Source organism: Sorangiineae bacterium MSr11367 (assembly GCA_037157805.1).
Lineage (GTDB): Bacteria > Myxococcota_A > Polyangia > Polyangiales > Polyangiaceae > Pendulispora > Pendulispora rubella.
The window spans coordinates 8,098,495-8,117,010 of record CP089983.1 but is presented as its reverse complement, the minus strand read 5'-3'; the positions used below and the strand labels follow the sequence as shown (position 1 = coordinate 8,117,010).

Below are 18,516 nucleotides of genomic sequence, written 5' to 3'. Positions count from 1 at the left end.
ATTTGCAAAGTGACGGGAATTTTGCAGCCTGGCGACCTATTTCTCGACAAGTACCGGATCGAGCGCCTCGTCGGAAAAGGCGGCATGGGGGCTGTGTATGCCGCGGTTGACATGGACCTGTCCCGTCGGGTCGCGGTCAAGCTCCTGCTCCCACATGTCGCGGCTGTACCTCAAGCGGTGACCCGCTTCATCAACGAGGGTCGCGCGGCCGCCCGCATCGAGGGCGAGCACGTGGCGCGTGTTTTCGCCGCGGGGCGTACGCCGGATGGTCTCGCGTACATGGTGCTCGAGTTGCTCGAGGGCGTGGATCTCTCCTCGTTCCTCCGGCAGCACCCGCGCATGCCCGTGGGGCAAGCGGCGGACTACGTGCTGCAGGCCTTGGAGGCCGTGGCGGAAGCCCACCACCACGGCATCGTGCACCGGGATCTGAAGCCGGGAAACCTGTTCCTCGCGCGCCGGACCAACGGCACCGAGGTCGTGAAGGTGCTCGACTTCGGCATTTCCAAGGTGAACGATCCGCTCACGGAGCAAGACCACGCGCTCACCTCGACGCGGGCCATGCTCGGCTCTCCGCTGTACATGTCGCCGGAGCAATTGCGCAGCGCCAAGAGCGTCGACCGCCGCTCCGACATTTGGTCGATCGGCGTCATGCTGTACGAGATGCTCACCGGCGCCTTGCCCTTTCGCGGCGAGTCGATGGGCGAGCTCTTTGCGGCGATTCTCGAGCAAGATCCCATTCCCCTCGGGCAGCACCGACCCGACGTGCCGCACGAGTTGCAGGCCACCGTGGCAGCATGCCTCCAGCGCGATCCCCAGCGCCGCATCGCCAATGCGTACCAACTGGCGTGCGCCCTGGCTCCTTTTGCCGTGCGCTCGCGCGATTCGGTGGAGCACATTCGCGGCTTCTTCGACGTCCCCGCCGCGGCCACAGCGCCGCTTGCCGAAGGTCCCTCCATCCCGCCGCCGCCCCACGCTCCCCACGGGCAGACCGCGCAAGCGTGGGCCGACAGCCGCGCGAACGCGTCCGCGTCCACCATGGGGAACACGCAGCCTCGCCAAGGCCGCTCCTTGCTGGCTTACCTACTGATCATCCCCGTGGCCTTCGTGGTCGCGGGCAGCATCGTGGCCATCTTTCTCGCGTCGCGCACCAAGATACCGCCGGCAGCGCCCCCCGTGCTGGCGTCGCCCGTGTCTTCGCCCGCGCCGCCGCCTGAAACCGCGCATCCGGTTCTTACCGCCGAACCGGCGCGGCCGACCGAGGAAGCGGGACTTTCACCGTCCGCGTCGGCGGCCGCCATCGCGGACGCGGGAACGAAGCCGCCCCGCCGGCCTCACTCCGCAGCCAGCGCCTCCCCTAGTTCCACGGCCGCTCCCAGCGTCACGGGAGCCCCCGAGTTCGACCCTACGAAAGCCACCCGCTTCTGACCACGAGGAAATATGCGACTTGCGATAGCAGGCCTCACCACACTGGTGCTTACCGGCACCACGCTGACTTCGCTGCCGGCGAATGCCCAGAGCTCCGCGGCGGCCGCCGAATCCCTCTACCAAGAGGGGCAGCGTCTGATGGCCAGTGGAAATGTGCATGATGCATGCATCAAGTTCGGCCAAAGCCAGAAGCTCGAACCCGCGACGGGCACCTTGCTCAACCTGGCCAGCTGCCACGAGAAGGAAGGCAAAACCGCCAGCGCGTGGGCGGAATTCAACGAGGCCATCGCCGGCACCGTGCGCGCGGGCCAAAAGGATCGCGAAGCCTACGCACGTTCGCACGCGGTGGCGCTCGAAAAGCAACTTCGCCGGATGGTCGTCGAAGTCCCCCAGCCGCCCCCCGGCACCGAGGTGCAACTCGATGGCGAGTCGTTGGGCTCCGTGGCCTTGGGTGCCGCCATTCCCGTCGATCCGGGCGAGCACGAGATCACCGTCTCGGCCCCGAAGAAAAAGACGTGGTCGCAGAAGGTGAAGTTCGAGCCCGGCCCCGGCAACACCCGCGTTCCGGTGCCGCCGCTGGAAGACCCCAACGCCGCGACGCAGCCGGCCAACGTCTTTCCCAAGGGGGAAGAGTCCACTCCTTCGCCCGCGCAGTCGAACACGCGCAGCACGGTGGGCTACGTCGTCGGCGGCGCCGGCATTCTGGCCCTGGGCACGGGCATCTTCTTCGGGCTGCGGGCCAAGAGTTATGGTGACAAGGCCGACCGCGAGCAGAACAAGGCCCTCGACTACAACGCCGAGGGACGGCGCACCAACGCCGAGATTCAACACGATGCCGCGATGGACGATCACGACAAGGCGAAGACGAGCCAGACCATCGCCCTCGTGGCCGGGGCCACGGGCATGGTGGCCATTGGTGTGGGCGTCTACCTCGTGGTCACTGGAAAAGAGCGCAAGGAATCCACCGCGCGCGTGACGCCGCTCCTCTCGCCGAATACGGCCGGCGCGAGCGCGAGCTTCCAATTCTGAGAACGGAGCCAACATGAAGCGTGTTTTTGCACTTATTGCCGTTTCCACCGTCTCGCTCGGAAGTGCGATTCTCGCCGCATGCATCGGCGATGAACCTGGCCCGCTGCCGGCCATCCCGGAGAGGGACTCCGGTGAGCCGGATACGTTCGTGCCGCCCGACACCGGCGTCGATGCTGGTCCTGCGGTGCCGAAGACCGTAGAGGGCCTGGTCGTCTGGCTCGACGGCGCCGATTCGAACAGCGTGCAGCGGAAGAGTCCTGGCTTCGACGAAACCGTCGTCAAATGGCTCGACAAATCCGGATCCAACCCACCCTACGACTACGCCCCGACCGCACCCGTGCGTGCGCCGAAGTTTGCGTCCAACTCGATGAACGGAAACACTCTGGGGTCGGTGAATTTCAGTCAAAACTACAGCCAATATCTCGTGGGCCGCGCGTTGACGCTCTCCGCCTCGGAAGTCTTCGTCGTCGTCCAATCGGTGCGGAAAACGTTTGGTATCGAGCGGGATGCCTCGGCGGCGTACGGCTTTTGGCACTTCGGCAACGTGGCGAGCTTCCACCCGGACGACCACGGCTACGTGGTCGACACCTTCGGAAGCAACCAGAATGGCGTGTTTCTCGGCGCGGTCGCCCCGGGAGATAGCATTTGGGAGCCACACATCTTCGGCGTGGTTGCGACGAAGCCCAGTCCAAGCACTTACTATTACAATGGCGCTACGTTGGCGATGAACGCCCCCTCGGGGGGTTATTCGCAGGGCTTCAACGTAAACGGTTCCCTTCTTGGAGCCACGAGTCCCAATTCGGGTATCAATCCAGCCACCGAGTTCAACTACTTCAACGGCTACATCGCGGAAGTCGTCATTTACAACCGGGCGCTCCCGCCGTCCGATCATCAAAAGATCCAATCGTATCTCTCGGCCAAGTGGGGAATCGCGCTGAAGGACGGTGGCACATGACGAGGAGAACGCTCGTCGGAACCCGGCCATTGGCTTCGGGCGTCGGTGCGATGGTGGCGTTGTTGGCATTTCTACAACCCGCCAAGGCAGATTTGAATCCGGCGGCTTTGGTGTACAAAAAGCCGAACCAAATTGCGTGGAAGGACGAAGGCGGCGGTTTGAAAACCGCGGTGTTGCGCGGCGATCCCACGAAACCGGGGACGTACATCATGCTGGTGAAGTGGGCGCCTCATCATATGAGCCGTCCGCATTTTCATCCGAATGACCGATTCATCACGGTTCTCTCGGGAACGTGGTGGGTTGGCACCGGGAACAAGTACGAGCCGGAGAGCACCGTCGCCATGCCCGCGGGAAGTTTTGTCACGCACTTTGCCAAAGGCGTTCATTACGACGGCGCCAAAGACGAGGAGGCTACGTTGCAAATCGTGGGAGAAGGTCCCGCCACCATGATTCCTGCGGAGGCGAAATGAAACGCGTACTCTTGCTTCTCGCCGCTGCGGGGGCATCGCTGGCTGGCGTCATGTGTACGGGTGAGGAGCCGGCGGAGGTGCCGGAGACCCCGAATAGCGACGGAGGCAATCGGGACGGGCAGACTCCCGATCCCGATGCCGGCGGTGCGCAACCGTTTCCGAAAACGATCCCCGGTTTGACCCTCTGGTTGGACGGCGCCGATGGAAATTCGGTGAAGCGAAAGAACGCGGGATCGGACGAGACGGTGACGAACTGGCTGGATAAGTCGGGTGAGTCGCCGCCGAAAAACTTCGTACCCGTCGAGGGGCAGCCTGCGCCGACCTTCGACTATACCGCGATGAACGAAGGCAAGATGAGCGCGCTCGCGTTCTCGCAGCCGGTTGGGCAATACCTCAAAGGCCCTTCGTTGGCCGGTCTCCCAGCTGGGGAGGGCTTCATCGTCTTTCACTCCAAAGAGATCAATGCGCCCGACGGTGGGCCGCACCTGACCTATGGACTTTGGCAGTTCGGATCGTTTCATGGCGCACATCCGCACTTTGACAACAACGTCGTCGAGAGCTTCGGATCGGGCAATCAGCCGATTTACAGCGCGGGGGTGGATGGGGCCGAGGTCTGGAAGCCGCAGATCTTTTCCGTCATCGCGACGCTCGAGGGGTACTCGGCGTTTTCCAACGCCGTGCCGCTTACCGGGGGCGACCGTTACGGTCATGTACTGCTCTTCAATCCCTACGGATCACTGATCGGGGCCAACGCCGCGTACCAGCTGGATGCTGCAGCGCCGCCCCTCACGCCCACGAGTTATTTCAATGGTTTCATCGCCGAGGTTCTGATTTACGATCACCGCCTCCCGACAGCCCATCACGACGCGGTGCAGCAATACCTCAGCCAAAAATGGAATATCCCACTGAGGGGCGACGCCGGCCCGTGAATCGCTAACCGCGATAGGGCAGCCAGGCGCGCTGTTGGAGATCGTGGAATTGCTGCCTTGCTAGCAATTCCATGAGCTCGCGGGCGCTATTGCGTGAGGCGACGCGCATGTAGCGCGGCGGGGCGGACGCCTCTTCCACGTTCTCGAAGATCACGAGGCCACTTGGGAAGGCGCTCAGGCACCAACCCGAGGGCAAGCAGAGGGACACGCTGGTGAGTTCGTCGGTGGGCTCCTGCGCGTCGAGTTCCGACAGAAGGGCCTCGACGACGCTAGGATCCCTCGTGCGCTCGCTCGCGCCCCATCGGTGCAGGATGAAGAACACCATGGTGGCGCGCGATCAGTAGTCCGGGCAGAGAATCGGTTCGCCCATCAAGAGCCCCACCACCACGAAGCCCACGAGCAGCACGGACGTGGCGACGGGCCGCCTACAGGCCGCGAGGATGAAGCCCCAGGAAATCACGGAAAACGTAGTGAAAACGGTACGCAGCATGGAAAGAGCTCCCTGCGCAGGCCCCGTGGGTGGGGGCGCACATCGCAACGACTTCGTTGCGTTAGCTCTCTAGCACTCCGTGGGCGCATCGCAACGACTTCGTTGCAATGTGCCCCTGGAACCGCATACTGCCTCCATGCCCGCCCGTCGCGACAGACCGAAGCAAATCCGCGGAGAACAGCTCGTTTCGAAGATTTTCGATGCGACGTTGGCCGAGCTGGCGCGGGTCGATTTCGAGTCGCTCTCCATGGAAACGGTCGCGGAGCGAGCCGGGGTCAACAAGAGCACGCTTTACCGCCGGTGGCCGACGAAGCTCGACCTGGTGCGGGCCACCCTGGACGATGTCACCGATGTGCGCATCAGCGTGCCCGATCACGGCAGCCTGCGCGCAGATCTCCTGGGGTTCCTTCGCACCGTGCGCGATTTCTGCCTCTCACCGGAGATGCAAGGCATCATGCGGCTGATGTTCGGCGGGAAGGCCCACCCCGAGTTGGCCGCGGTCATCGAGGCGATTAGCGAGCGAAAGGATGCGGACTCGCGGAAGATCGTTGACCGCGCCATAGCCCGCGGCGAGCTGCCGCGCGGCGTCGATGGTGCGATGCTCCTCGACGCGATGGCCGGCGCCGTGATGAACGTCATCTTCTTCATGAACCAGTGCTTCGACGACGCGAAGCTCGAACGGCTCATCGAGATGCTGCTCGTCGGGGCACAAAACGGCGGCGGAAGCATCGCAAAACCGGTCACCCGCGCGAAGCGCCCTGCCGCCGCCCGCAAGTCCTAGAAGCTACGGAATCGCCTGGCCGCCGGTGGCTGCGTTGTCGTGGGTGAAAACCTTGGTGGCCAAGGTGACCTTCTTGGGTACCGTTTCGCCGGCGAGCACCTTGAGGGCCATGTCCACCGCTTCGGTGCCGCCGGTGGGGTACTGGAAGGTCACGCTGAGGATGCCGTCCTTCACGTATTGAACGCCCTCTTGCGGAAGGGCATCGATGCCCACGAACTTCATCTGCTTCTCGCGCCCCACCTGCTTGGCCGCGAGGTACGCGCCGTGGGCGCCCGGATCATTGTGCGCATAGACGACGTCGACCTTGGGCTGGCGCGCCAACGCCGACTCCATTTCCTTGCGCGCATTCGGCTCGAGCCATTGCATGTCGGCCTCGAAGACCACCTTGATGCCGGGGTGCGCCTTCACATCGAGGCCCTCGAGAAAGCCTCGGTGGCGATCTTGCCCGGGCACGGAAGTCATCAGCCCTTTGAGCTCCACGATGTTCCCTTTTCCGCCCAAGGTCTCCGCGACCCATTTGCCCGCTTCGCGCCCGATCTTCACATTGTCGGCGCCGATGAAGCTCGTGTACTCCTCCTTGAGGAGCGCGCGATCGAGCACGATGACCGGAATGCCGCCATGGAAGGCTTTGGCGACCGGCTCGGTGAGCGGGGCGGCCTCTTTGGGGCTGATGAGGATCACGTCCACACCCTGATTGACGAACTCCTCGAGCTGGGAGCGCTGCACCAGCGAGTCGTTCTGTGCATCCTTGAAGATGACCTTGATGTTCGGGTGCTTCTCGGCCGCCTTGCGGACATCGTCGTTCATCTGCGCGCGCCATGGCTCGCCCAGGTTGCACTGGCTCATGCCGACCACGTACGGATCCTCCGGCGTGCCTTTGTGCTTCTTGGCGCCCGTCGTCGTCGGGGCGGATGCCGAGGCGGCGGCCTTGGTATCGGGTGCGGGTGATTCGTTTTTGCTACAGCCCCCGGCCAAGGCCACCATCGCCAATCCAAACAGGTTGAGTCGGGTGTGCATCTTCATGTGGACCTCTCTTTTGTGGCTATTTGCGGCGCTGGAGGAGCACCGCGCAGACGATGATGGCGCCGGTGAGCATGAGCCGGCTGGCCTCGCCCACGGCGTTGATGCTGAGGATCTTTTGCAAATATCCAATGGTGAGGGCACCCACCAAGGTGAGGCCCATGCCACCACGGCCGCCGGCCAGGTTGGTGCCGCCGATGACCACGATGGCGATGGCCTGGAGCTCGTAGCCCATGCCCGTCTCGGGGTCGCCTTGCTGCTCTTGCGCGGCCTGGCACACGCCCGCGATGGCGGAAAAGAGGCCCGATAGCGCATAGGCGAGGATCAACGTGCGCGTGACCGGAACGCCAGATAGCCGCGCCGCTTCGGCATTGCCGCCGGTCGCGTAGAAGTAGCGGCCGAGACGCGAATGCCGCAGGAGAATGGCCGAAACGAGCACGCAGAAGAGAAAGATCAACGTGACGATGGCGATGTTGTCGCCGAGGACGCGCGCGTCGATCCGTTCGAAGATGGGCGGCAGCGTGACCGTTTTGTCCGCGTCGGCGATGTACGTCGAGATCTTTTGCCCGCCGGACAAATGTTTGGCCAATCCGCGGAGCAGCACCATCGCAGCGAGGGTGACGACGAAGGGCTGAATCTTGAAGCGCCCCACGAACACACCCGAGACCGCGCCCACGGCGGTGCCCCCGAGGAGCACCGCGACGATGGCCACCCACGGATTCATCTGCATGTGGATGGTCATCAGCGAGAAGCCGACGGCACAGGCGGCGAGCACGCTCGACACCGAAAGATCGATGCCGCTGGTGATGATGACCAAGGTCATCCCGCAGGCGAGCATTCCGTAGACGGAGAGCTGCCGCAGCATGTCGCGGTGGGTGGTCCAATGGAAAAAGGCACCGTCGGCGTTGAAGATCGCGCCGAGCACGAGCATCCCCACCAGCGCGAGCACCGCGCGCCCCACGGGCGACGAAAGAAGGGAGGAAACGAAACGAGGTAACTTCATGGCGGTGTACGGATTTCAGGCGCCGAAGGCGGCGTGGAGAACCTTCTCCTGCGTCGCTTCGGTGCGGGAAAACTCTGCGGTGCGTTGGCCGCGGTGCAGCACGACGATGCGGTCCGAGAGGCGCAGCAGCTCGGGCAATTCGGAGGTGACCAGGACGATGGCCATGCCCTGGCGCGCCCACTCCGCGAGCAAGCCGTAGATCTCGGCCTTGGCGCCGACGTCCACACCGCGCGTGGGCTCGTCGAGCAGAAGCACCTCGGGCTCCGTGAGAAGGCACTTCGCGAGGACGACCTTCTGCTGGTTGCCGCCCGAGAGCAGGCGCACCGGCGCGGCCGTCTGCCCGCGCACGCCGAGCTGGCCGAAGACGCGCCGGGTGGCCTCCGTTTCCAAGCGATCGCGCACGATGCCTTGCGGCGAATAACGGGGCAGGCTGGCCAGCGACGCGTTCTCCTTCGAGTCCATGTCGAGGACCAGGCCTTTGCCTTTGCGGTCGTTGGTCAGGAGCATGATGCGCCGGGCGATGGCCTCGGTGGGGGAGGGGAGCGCGCGCGCGATGTCGATGCGCGAGGTCGTTCCGTCGCGGGAGCGCAGATGCACGGTGCCCATGGCGCGGCCCGCGCGATCGCCGAAGAGCGCGTGCAGCACATCGCTCACGCCGGACCCGCGCAAGCCCGCGAGGCCGAGGATTTCGCCGGCGCGCACCTCGAAGGAGACGTCGTCGACCTCGGGCCTACCGGATGAGTTGGTATCGATACCATTTACGGTAAGGTGCTCGACCTTCAGCGCGACGTCGTGTCCTGCGGCGCTGGCGTGCGCGCCGGAGGGAAGATCGCGGCCGATCATCCACTCGACGAGCTTGTGCGCGGGAAGGTCGGCGGCGGGCTTGGTGCCCACCAACGCGCCGTCGCGCAGCACCGTGATGCGGTCGGCGAGGCGGTAGATCTCGTCCATCTTGTGCGAGACGTAGACGATGCCTTTGCCCTGCCGTTTCAGCGCTTCGATGCGCTCGAAGAGGCGCTCGGCCTCGGGCTCGCGCAGGGCGCTGGTGGGTTCGTCCAAAAGGAGCACATGGGCCTTGGCGGCGAGGGCCTTGGCGATTTCCACGAGCTGCTGCGTCGAGATGGGCAAGCGTTCGACGGGGTCGTCCTCGTTCAATTCGCCCAGGTCCAAATCGAGCTCGCGCAAAAGGGCACGCGCCTCGCGCGCTTGTCGCCGCGCATCGATGATGCCGAAGGCGTTGGTGTGCTCGCGGCCGAGGAACAGGTTGTCCGTCAGGCTGAGCGGCCCAATGAGCGAGAGCTCCTGATGCACCGTGGCTACGCCCGCGCGCACGGCATCTTTGGGGGCTTGGAATCTCTGGAGGACGCCGCCGACCCGGAGCTCGCCCTCGTACTGCGTGTGAATGCCGGAAAGGATGTTGAGCAGGGTGCTCTTGCCCGCGCCATTTTCGCCCGCGAGGATGTGCACCTCACCGGGAAGCACGTCGAACGAGACATCGCGCAGCACCGCATTGGGGCCGAACGACTTCGAGACGTGCTTGGCCTCGAGCAGCGGCGCCTGGCTCATGGGAAGATGCCTCCGGAGGCAGAGGCGCATCCACACGAGCGGCGCAGGCGAAGCTCCGTGTCGAGCACGAGCTCGCGCCCGTGGAGCGGCTCGTCTTTGGCGCCGCCTCCTTTGAGCTGGGCGTGGTGGGCGCCATGGCGTTGGATGCGTTCGAGGATGAAGCGCCCCGCTTCCTGCCCCATGGAGGCGGCCGCCTGCGCGGCCACGCTGATGAAGGGCCACACGTCGGCCACGTGCGGGATGTCCTCGAAGGTGACCAAGGCCAGGTCGTCGGGAATGCGCAGTCCGCGATCGCGCGCGGCCAGCATGGCACCGAGGGCGAGCTGGTTGTTCGTGGCGAAAATCGCCGTAGGCGCCGGCTTTTTGGCGAGCAGCTCCAAGGTGGTCTCGCGGCCGCTCTCTACGGAGAATTGCCCTTCGCGCTCGAGGCGCTTGTCCACCTTGAGGCCCGCGACGGTGAGCGCACGTCGGTAGCCGTTCAAGCGATCGACGGCGGTGGCCAGGGTGGGGGGGCCGTTGACGATGGCGATGCGCTTGTGGCCGTGCGAAATGAGGTGCTCGACGAGCTTTTCCGCGGCGAGAAGGCTTTCGCCGCGGACGACATCGATGCCGGCGGCATGGAAATCCAGGCCGGCGACGGGCCGGTCGACGAGGCACACCGGGCCGCTCTGGCGCGCCCAATCGAGCACCGGCTGCGGATCCGTCTGGGAGGGCGTGAGCACGAGGCCGTCGACGCGGCGGCGCGCGAGGATCTCGAGGTAGGCTTTCTCCTTCTTGGGATCGTCGTCGCTGTTGCAGAGGATGACGGAGTAGCCGGCGGCGGTGGCCGCATCCTCGAGGCCGCGCGCCAGCAAGGTGAAGAACGGGTTGGAGACGTCGCCGACGACGAGCCCGAGGGTGCGCGTGGAGCGGCCCTTGAGGCTTTGCGCCAGGGCGTTCGGCACGTAATTGAGTTCACGCATGGCCTCCTGGACCCTGCGCCGCGTCGGCTCGCTCACCGACGCGTGGTCGTTGAGAACGCGCGAGACGGTGATGCTGGCGACCCCCGCCCGCCGCGCAACCTCGTGAACCGTAGAACCTCTGTTCGGTGGTATCGATACCATGAGCCCATGACATCGATACCATCGGCTCCATACAGGGTCAACCGTGACGCATCGCGGTAAAGCTGAACGATAATCGAGACGAACCCAAAATATAGCAGAGCAGACGATTACGCCAGTCAGTGTCGCTGCTTGCCGCAAGTCTCTGACGCAGGGAGCGCCTGGAGAGGGATCACATGAAGGCGGGAAGGCGGGAAGGTTTTGAGATTTTTCAATCAGCCCAAGTGGGCAACTGAAAACCCAAAAAAACGCTCCGCGCCGCGTGTGCAGGTCCCGCCTTCCCGCCTTCCCGCCTTCATGTGAATTCTCTCTCTCTTGGCCGCGAGTGACCAAACGCTGCCCAGGTTTGGGTTGACCGATGGTCCAATTTGGTTGGACCATGAGTCAAATGAAACGAGGGTACAAGCAGACGGCGAGGGCGGAGTCGGCGGAGGAGACGCGGGAGCGCATTTTGCGGGTGGGGGCGGAGCAGTTTCTCACGCGGTCGTACGAGGATGTCACGTTGCAGACGCTGGCCGAGGCGGCGCAGGTCTCGCGGCAAACGCTGCTGAATCACTTTGGCTCCAAGGAGGGGCTGCTCGAGGCGGTGGCCCGGCGGGAGACGTCGGCGCGCGATCGGGTCGAGCCGGGCGATCTCGAGGGCGGCATCGAGGTGCTGCTCGAGAACTACGAACACGTGGGCGACGGCAACGTGCGCCTTTTGGCCCTCGAGAGCAGCCTGCCCGTGGCCAAGTCGTTGCTCGAGGAGGGAAGGGCCAACCACCGCCAATGGCTCGAGCGCCTCTGCGAAGAGTACCTTCCCCGGCGCGACGACGAGCGCTCCCGGGTGCTCGCCGCCTTGCATGCGGCCACGGACGTGTACGCGTGGAAGCTGCTCCGGCGCGATCTCGGCGTGTCGCGCGTCGAAACGGCGCGCATTTTCCGAACCTTCGTGCGCGCAGCCCTGTTCGGCGCCAAAAAGCGATGAAGTAGGCACACCATCGGAGCATATGGATCCCATGTCGAACAATTGGAAATCATGCGGTGAACTCGTGCCAAGCGACTTCGAGAGATATCCTGTTTGGAGCTTCGATCTTCAACGTGGAGAAACGGATCCGAAGGCCGATGAAACTTGGGTGCGGCCGCTAGGTTATCAGGGGTTCGATCGAACCGATGATGAACTGTTCGTGAAGGCAAAGGTCGCCGATTGCGACGGGAACGAGTTGCCGGATTGCATCCTCTGCGTCCGCCTTTATCCAGTGGGATATCGAAATCCTAGGGGGAAAAGCGAACCCGAAATCAGTGCCCTCATCCTGCTGCGCCCCAGGTACATGCCCCTTATGATTCGGAATGACCGGTTCGGTGAAGATCTACCTCCCACTCTGCAAAATCGACTGCCGCTGACCTATGAAATCGATGTGCCGTTGGGAGGCCGAAAGCGCCTGTCTTTGGCCGGCAGCATCGGATCTCGTTCAACTTCGTAGCGATCGCCTCGTCTCGCCTTTATTTGCCCAGCCCGATCTCTTCATGAACTCCTGGTGAACCCCGTCCTCGAAGTTGTCGCTCGAGTGATACAGGAGATCGAGAGAGTTGGGATGATTCGACGCGCGCGACACAAAGGTCGGCCCGAAAAACCTCCCGATCTCCCGATCTCCCTGTTCAAATCCCCAGGTCGGTCATGACGCGACCTTGCGTTGACGCTATCCGCCGGTGAGCGCGAGGGCGATGCGCAGTTTGCCCGGGAGCGAACGCTCCGCGGCGTAGCGCGCCAGATCGTCCACAGAGCACACGGGCTGCGGCAGATTGGCCATGACCAGGTTGGACAGATGCTCGGGATCCTCGATGCCGTCGAGGATGGCCACCGCGCGATCGCCGCCTGTCATCGTGCGCGCGAGGGCGCGTGCCCGCTCGCGCAGATCGCGCGCCAGCGCGGCGACTTCGCCGGCCTTGCCGTCGTCGTGCACGTCGGCGCGGGAAACGCGCGCGGTGGCATACGTGGCGTGCTCCCCTGCCGGTTCCAACGAGGTGAGCGAGACCCATCGCAGGCCGCGCAACACGACGAAGGTGCGCCCATCGGCATTTGCGTCGACGCGCACCACGAGGGCCTGGCAGCCCACCGGGTGAAGCGATTCGGCGCGCACGTCCTCGGTGGCGGCCTCGCGTTGCGCGAAGACCGCGAGGGTCGGCGGTGTGAGGCTCTGGGCCATGGCGATCGCCGCGACCGACGCGGGACGCCCGATGTGCAACGGCACGATGGCGCCGGGGACGACGAGCACGTTGCGTGCGGCGACGAGGGGCAGCTCCTCGGGCATCAACGCCGCGAGCACGTCGGCCACATCGCCCTTCGTCCACGCTTCGCGCATGGCATCGCTCACCGCCGAAGGCAGCGGAACGCCGGCATGCGCTTGAAAAGGGCCGGAAATGAGCGACTTCACGAGCTCCGGGGAGAGCCCGGTGCTTCTACGCCGCTCGACTTCGTCGCTCAGCTCTTTCCAGCTTTTGAACCCGTACTCGCGTGCGATGGCCGACTGCGCATCGTGCAGCGCGAGCGGTGCCTGCGCGGCCTCGCCCTCGCTCGAGGAAGCCAGAGAGGGCAGCGCCGTCTTGAGGCGGGCAATGGCTTCGCGATCGCCTCGTTTGTGGCCGTCGAGGAGATCTTTTGCCTGCTTCTTCAGATGATCGATATGGGGCTCGCTCGGGAGCTCGCGCGGGCTGGACATGGGCAACCTCTTGCCTTTCGGCCCGGCGGTCCGCAATTCGGGCAGCAAGAAGTCGATGGACGACCAGCGACTGAGGTGGGTTCGACCCTTCCCGCGGACCCGGCGGCGCCCTTGTGCGCACGTGGGAGAAGCCTGACAACGTCGCGGCGTCCCGTCAAGCGCTTCCCGCGTGCGACCATCTTCGTTTCGTTCAAGATGCCGCGGGGCTCGCCATCTACAGTGGTGTCGCATCCATGAACACTGCGACATCCATGCAATCACCCATCAAGAAAGGATTCGACCCTGGAGGGGCCGTGGGAGGGCTGGCGACGCTTCTCAGCGGAACGGCGGCGCTGATCGCGACGGCCGCCGGAACGCGGTTCGCCTGGCGCGGACTCGAATTGCCCGAGTGGCTCGTCTATGCCGCCGGTGCTCTTTTGTTGGTGACCGGCGCATTCTTACTCAAGAAAGCCTTCCAGGCGCTTCAATGCTCGGCGTGCGGAAAAGTCCTGGACGACGGCCACGTCATCTTCTCCGGCGACGAAGGCCGCGAGGTGCGCGTCCTCGAGGCCGTGCACAGCGGCGACGTGCAAAGCTGGTATCGGCTGCACCAGAATCGGTCGGACGATTTTAGTCTCAAATTGGAATTCCAATTTTGCGACAAGTGCCATTCCGTCGCGCGCATGACCCTTCTCAAGGACGACAGCCGAAAGCTCATCGACGGCGTCGTTCTCTCCGGGGAAGCCTCGCGCTCCGCGGTCACATTTTTGAAGGAAAAGGGCACCGTCGAGGACGACGACTAGCGAACCATCCAAGAGGAAAGCAGGGCCTGCGCCATACGAAGGTCACGGGTCCCGTGACCTTCCGCGAAGGTCGAGAGAATCGGAGCAAGAAGCCCCTTGGCTTCCGAAGTCTTCCCTTGGCTGGCAAGCAAACGACCATAGCTGCAAGCAAGTCGCAGCCCCCAACTCCTCGAATGCTGGGCGCGAGATCGTTCGAGTCCACGCTCGAAGAGCCGTGCCGCATGATGGGCATTCGAGGCGTCCATGGCGAGCAATATCTCCCCCTTCACTCGAAGGATTTCCGCATCGCAATAGCGTTCGCCCGTCCGTTCGGAGAGATCCATCGCTTTATCGACCGAAAGCATCGCCTCGTCGAGGGCGCCAATCTGCAGCTGCCCCTGGGCAAGCACGGAAACATAGCGCGTAAACGCGAGGGTCCCCCCCATCGATGCGCGACGCTCCAGGGCTGCTTTTAGCTCGTCGACCCCCTGGCGCTCACCGCACTCGACCTGCGTCCATGCTCGGAGGATACCGACCTGGGCACCGACGAAATGGAGGCCGTACTCGTCACATAGGCGGCTGATTTCATCGGCGAGAGTACGCGCCTCGGCGTACTCCCCGCGGTCATTGTGCAGATTGGAGAGGAGGATCAACCGTATCGTGAGGCTGGCCGGATGGTCGTACTTACGCGAGATTCGCACCCCCTCGTAGGAATGGCGAATCGCTTGATCCACGTCGCCCAAAAGCCAGAGCGTATAGCCAAGATACATGTGCAATATCGCGCCGACGTTGCCCCCCATGTGGACACGAATCGCGGCTTCCGCCTGCGCCTCATAGAGCTGTATCCCCGCCTCCGCAGCGTTGCGACTCTCCACGAGGTGGCCGCTCGAGAGCTCCGACGAAACCTTCGCCGTGTACGCGGCGAGCATCATGCCCTGATGCGCAGCTTTTTCAGCACGAACCATCAGTTTGGCGGCCAAGTCGAGACCGGTGCGATGGTCGGCCCGAACGTGGTTCAATTGTTGAAAGCTGAAGAGCGCCCAGAACGATTGTTCGTCGCCGTCGTACCTCGTGGTGAGCTCCCGAATCCGCGAAAGGATCTCCCGAATACGGTTCGACTCCAGACCATCTTCGGCCATGTACACGCCCGCCAGCTGCGACTTGAGCAAAAGCTCGCGTCGGTCGCGTTCCGGACTCGGTGGCAGCAGATCCAGTTGCGCCGTCGCACGCGCATAGTGGTTGAGGGCATCGACGTTCGCCGATCGTTGCATGGCCTGTTTCGCGGCCTTTTCGAAGTATACGCAAGCCTCCTCGGGGCGCTTCGCCTCCGCGAAGTGCCTGGCCGCGATTTCTGGGTTCTGCTCGGCAATTTGAGAAAATTGCGAGACCAGCACTTCGGCGGCTCGCTGGTGCAGCTCTTGGCGCTCTTGCTTGACGAGGGATTGGTACGCGGCTTCTTGCACGAGGGCGTGCTTGAACCTGCAGGTCGCGCGCGATATCGGCCCAATGGGGCGAAAGACCCCTATCTCGACGAGCTGGAGAAGCCCAATCCGGAGAGATTCCTCGGAGAGAGGGCACATGGCCCAGAGTAGATCGTAGTTCATCTCACGCCCCAGCACGGAGGCCACCCGCGCCAACTCCCTGCCGGGTTCGGGCAAGGTATCCAGGCGGGCGCGCAAGAGCGCCTCGAGGGTTGCGGGCACCGCACTGGCCCACGACGATGGGTCGTTGCCCCCCGTTTTGAGCGCGTCCACCACACTGTACGTGAGCTCCTCGATGAAGAGGGGGACTCCGTCGGCGCGCTGGACGACCTGCTCCACGATCGCCGCGGGCAGATGGCGCCCGCGACCGGCAAAGCCGACCATCGCGGCACTCTCGCTCGGCGAAAGCCGGCGTGGAGCGAGGTGATGCACGAGGGGGGAACGCGCCCAGAGCGGCTGAAACTCCGAGCGCGCGGTGACGAGCACCATGGCTCGCATCGACGCGAGACTCGATAGCCAGCGCTCGAGCAAATCGAGCGTAATGGAGTCCGCCCAGTGCGCATCCTCGAGAACGAGCAGCAAGGGCTCCTGGTCGGCCAGCTGCTGGAACAAGCCGACGAGTGCTTCCAACATCTGGAGCTTGAGCAAATTCGCATTTCTCGACATCGGCGGAGCCGCCGCCTCTTGGGTGGGAAGCCCCAGGAGGGCCGCTTTTTCGAGCGGAGAGGCATCGGGATCCAATCCCATCGAGTGCTCCAAGCCTTCGAGGATGGGCTGGAGTGCACTGCTCTGGGAGTGCGGCCAACATTGGCACCGTACCAACCGGTGTCCTTCCGTCGCCAAACCTTCGAGATGCTGCTCGAGCAGGCGCGACTTTCCGATTCCTGCCTCGCCCATGATGAACACGAATTGGCCTTTGCCGCTGCTCGCGTCGCCCCAAAGGTCACGCAGTTCATCGAGCTCGGACACACGTCCCACCAGCGGAGTGACGTTGCCCGCCGCAACGGGGTTGAAGCGGGTCCGATTCTCTTTCCGGCGCAACAATCGATACAAATGTCGCGGTGCGCTTCCATCTTCGGCCGCCGCATCCTCGAGCAGCTCGAGCTCGAAGGCGCCCTGCACGAGCATCTGTGTTGCCCGTTCGGTGAGAATCTCGTTCGCCTGGGCGTGGCGTTCGAGCGATTGAGCTACGTCCAGCACCTCACCTTGCATGTTCGGAAACGCGGCTTCCGGGTCCACTGCAAGAGGAATGCAAGGACCTGTGGCCACCCCCACACGGGCGCCGCGGGAGTGCTCCTTGTCGTCGGGCCGAAATGCATCGACGATCAGCGACGCCGCACGCAATGCGCGCTGGGCGCTGTCTTCGTGGGCTCGAGGATAGCCGAAGCACGCCATGACTTGTCGGCCCAGGGAGAACAGCATCGTGCCCTCCAACTGACGCACGATGGTGGCACACGCCTGGAAGAACTCGCCAACCGAGTCGTCGAGGGCCTCGGTCGATGACGCGTACGAAAGGGAGCAGGCCATGGCGGTAATCTGACGGCGCTCGGTATTCGCCGTGAGCCTGGGTATGCGTCGTCGCGGAAAGCTCAGGGTCGACGTCGCCACCGCCTCCGTGCCGCTGGATTGTCCGCGCAGGGCATGCACGAGCAGCACCTCCAAGGCCACCAATGCGTCCAGCAAGTCGTCTGCGCTGCCGAATCTCGCATCTTTCTCTTTCTCGAGTGCGCGCGTTGCAATTCGTTCCGCGTCCTCGGGCAGTTCGGGACGTAGCCCTCGCAGCGACGGCGATGGGTCCGACGAGAGCACGGCATTGCGCAATTCTGCGAGATGATTGCCGGTAAACGGAGAAGTTCCGGTGAGCAATTCGAAGAATATCACCCCCGCGGCCCAGATGTCCGTTCGGCCATCTTGAACCTGACCACTCCATTGTTCGGGTGACATGTACTGGGGTGTCCCAAGGAAATGTGCGCCGGCGACATCGCTCCCCGCGGTCATTTGCGCCACGCCGAAGTCGAGAATCTTTGCCGTCCCGTCTCTCGTGATGAAGACGTTGCTCGGCTTCAAATCGCGGTGCACGATTCCTGCCCTATGTGCGTGCGATAACCCCTTCGCGACGTCGATCATGAGTCGGACGGCGCGCCGGACGTCGATGACGGCTTCATTGGCCTCGCGTGCACGGCCCATGATGGCGTCGAGGGGATGGCCCTCCAGGTGCTCCATCACGAGAAAGGGGTGCCCGTCGTCTTGCCCGATGTCGAACATGCGCACGATGTTCTCGTGGTTCAAACGCGCGCACGCCTGAGCCTCGTGCTGAACACGATCCACGGCCTCCGTCGTGTTCAGGTCTTTGCGCGTGAGAAACTTGATCGCCACTTTTCGATCGAGAACGGTGTCCTGCGCGAGGAACACGACCCCCATACCTCCGGTGCCCAAGGGCTCGATGAGCTCGAATCGGGTTTGGGTCATTCCGCCAAGCCTTCTTCCGGGCTGCAGGCCCGTGCCCACCGTTTTCGCGGGGTCGACCATGTCGCTGCGGCGACGCTCCGACGCGCGACGAGCACCATCCGTCAGTGTCCCAACTGCGCTCTCCGGAGCGGCGGGTCTACCTAGGTTCTTTTTCGTCCTCATCGATGGCGCGTAGAATGCCACGTCGCATTCACGATGCCTTGCGCGGACGACATCAATTCGTCCCGGCGATGATGCTCGAGCAACATCGAATCCGTCGTGAGCGCGGTGTCAACTTCGGAACGATGTTCGCTTGCGCGAAGCTTTTTTCAATCCCGCGTCGTTTTCGTTACGGGACA

General features: G+C 63.9%; 17 protein-coding genes. 9 read left to right on the top strand and 8 right to left on the bottom strand.

The window, feature by feature from the left end; translation table 11 throughout:
- The first annotated feature begins 9 nt into the window (after positions 1-9).
- The 5 genes from LVJ94_31600 to LVJ94_31580 are packed head-to-tail and all read left to right on the top strand — an operon-like array spanning position 10 to position 4,808.
- Entirely contained in the window at positions 10-1,425 is a 1,416-nt protein-coding gene (locus LVJ94_31600; GenBank protein WXB01451.1) for a serine/threonine protein kinase, read from the top strand.
- A gap of 12 nt (positions 1,426-1,437) precedes the next feature.
- Positions 1,438-2,454 (top strand): PEGA domain-containing protein, encoded by a 1,017-nt coding sequence (locus LVJ94_31595; protein ID WXB01450.1) that lies wholly within the window; start codon positions 1,438-1,440, stop codon positions 2,452-2,454.
- 13 nt (positions 2,455-2,467) lie between these two features.
- The gene (locus tag LVJ94_31590) at positions 2,468-3,409 is read left to right on the top strand and encodes a hypothetical protein (protein WXB01449.1); all 942 of its coding nucleotides are present in this window, start codon (positions 2,468-2,470) and stop codon (positions 3,407-3,409) included.
- The gene (locus tag LVJ94_31585) at positions 3,406-3,879 is read left to right on the top strand and encodes a cupin domain-containing protein (GenBank protein WXB01448.1); all 474 of its coding nucleotides are present in this window, start codon (positions 3,406-3,408) and stop codon (positions 3,877-3,879) included. The genes LVJ94_31590 and LVJ94_31585 overlap by 4 nt, the downstream gene beginning before the upstream one ends.
- Positions 3,876-4,808 (top strand): hypothetical protein, encoded by a 933-nt coding sequence (locus tag LVJ94_31580; GenBank protein ID WXB01447.1) that lies wholly within the window; start codon positions 3,876-3,878, stop codon positions 4,806-4,808. The genes LVJ94_31585 and LVJ94_31580 overlap by 4 nt, the downstream gene beginning before the upstream one ends.
- 4 nt (positions 4,809-4,812) lie before the next feature.
- Here LVJ94_31580 and LVJ94_31575 read toward each other — a convergent pair whose 3' ends face one another.
- Together LVJ94_31575 and LVJ94_31570 are read right to left on the bottom strand one after the other, a co-directional pair.
- The gene (locus LVJ94_31575) at positions 4,813-5,133 is read right to left on the bottom strand and encodes a hypothetical protein (protein WXB01446.1); all 321 of its coding nucleotides are present in this window, start codon (positions 5,131-5,133) and stop codon (positions 4,813-4,815) included.
- A 12-nt stretch (positions 5,134-5,145) separates the two neighbouring features.
- On the bottom strand, positions 5,146-5,298 hold the full coding sequence (locus LVJ94_31570; protein WXB01445.1) for a hypothetical protein: 153 nt from the start codon (positions 5,296-5,298) through the stop codon (positions 5,146-5,148).
- A 136-nt stretch (positions 5,299-5,434) separates the two neighbouring features.
- On the opposite strand from LVJ94_31570, the gene LVJ94_31565 reads away from it, so the two are divergent.
- The gene (locus LVJ94_31565) at positions 5,435-6,079 is read left to right on the top strand and encodes a TetR/AcrR family transcriptional regulator (protein WXB01444.1); all 645 of its coding nucleotides are present in this window, start codon (positions 5,435-5,437) and stop codon (positions 6,077-6,079) included.
- A 3-nt stretch (positions 6,080-6,082) separates the two neighbouring features.
- On the opposite strand, the gene LVJ94_31560 is transcribed toward LVJ94_31565, so the two are convergent.
- From LVJ94_31560 to LVJ94_31545, 4 genes are read right to left on the bottom strand one after another with little or no spacing between them, the layout of a single operon-like run.
- Complete coding sequence (locus LVJ94_31560; GenBank protein WXB01443.1) at positions 6,083-7,102, bottom strand: substrate-binding domain-containing protein; 1,020 nt, start codon at positions 7,100-7,102, stop codon at positions 6,083-6,085.
- 19 nt (positions 7,103-7,121) lie between these two features.
- Entirely contained in the window at positions 7,122-8,102 is a 981-nt protein-coding gene (locus LVJ94_31555; protein ID WXB01442.1) for an ABC transporter permease, read from the bottom strand.
- Between the two features lie 15 nt (positions 8,103-8,117).
- Positions 8,118-9,668: a sugar ABC transporter ATP-binding protein gene (locus LVJ94_31550; protein ID WXB01441.1), complete on the bottom strand. Its 1,551-nt coding sequence runs from the start codon at positions 9,666-9,668 to the stop codon at positions 8,118-8,120.
- The gene (locus LVJ94_31545; GenBank protein WXB01440.1) at positions 9,665-10,630 is read right to left on the bottom strand and encodes a substrate-binding domain-containing protein; all 966 of its coding nucleotides are present in this window, start codon (positions 10,628-10,630) and stop codon (positions 9,665-9,667) included. The genes LVJ94_31550 and LVJ94_31545 overlap by 4 nt, the downstream gene beginning before the upstream one ends.
- 517 nt (positions 10,631-11,147) lie before the next feature.
- Between LVJ94_31545 and LVJ94_31540 the strand changes: the two genes are divergently transcribed.
- Together LVJ94_31540 and LVJ94_31535 are read left to right on the top strand one after the other, a co-directional pair.
- Complete coding sequence (locus tag LVJ94_31540) at positions 11,148-11,735, top strand: TetR/AcrR family transcriptional regulator (GenBank protein ID WXB01439.1); 588 nt, start codon at positions 11,148-11,150, stop codon at positions 11,733-11,735.
- 31 nt (positions 11,736-11,766) lie between these two features.
- Positions 11,767-12,231, top strand: coding sequence for a hypothetical protein (locus LVJ94_31535; GenBank protein WXB01438.1), 465 nt, complete (start codon positions 11,767-11,769; stop codon positions 12,229-12,231).
- A 216-nt stretch (positions 12,232-12,447) separates the two neighbouring features.
- Here the strand turns inward: LVJ94_31535 and LVJ94_31530 are convergent, their stop codons facing one another.
- Entirely contained in the window at positions 12,448-13,467 is a 1,020-nt protein-coding gene (locus LVJ94_31530) for an LON peptidase substrate-binding domain-containing protein (GenBank protein WXB01437.1), read from the bottom strand.
- A gap of 251 nt (positions 13,468-13,718) precedes the next feature.
- Between LVJ94_31530 and LVJ94_31525 the strand changes: the two genes are divergently transcribed.
- Positions 13,719-14,249, top strand: a complete 531-nt coding sequence (locus tag LVJ94_31525) for a hypothetical protein (protein WXB01436.1) — start codon at positions 13,719-13,721, stop codon at positions 14,247-14,249.
- Here the strand turns inward: LVJ94_31525 and LVJ94_31520 are convergent.
- Entirely contained in the window at positions 14,246-18,178 is a 3,933-nt protein-coding gene (locus tag LVJ94_31520) for a protein kinase (GenBank protein ID WXB01435.1), read from the bottom strand. The two genes, LVJ94_31525 and LVJ94_31520, sit on opposite strands and share 4 nt — an antisense overlap.
- Between the last annotated feature and the right edge of the window lie 338 nt (positions 18,179-18,516).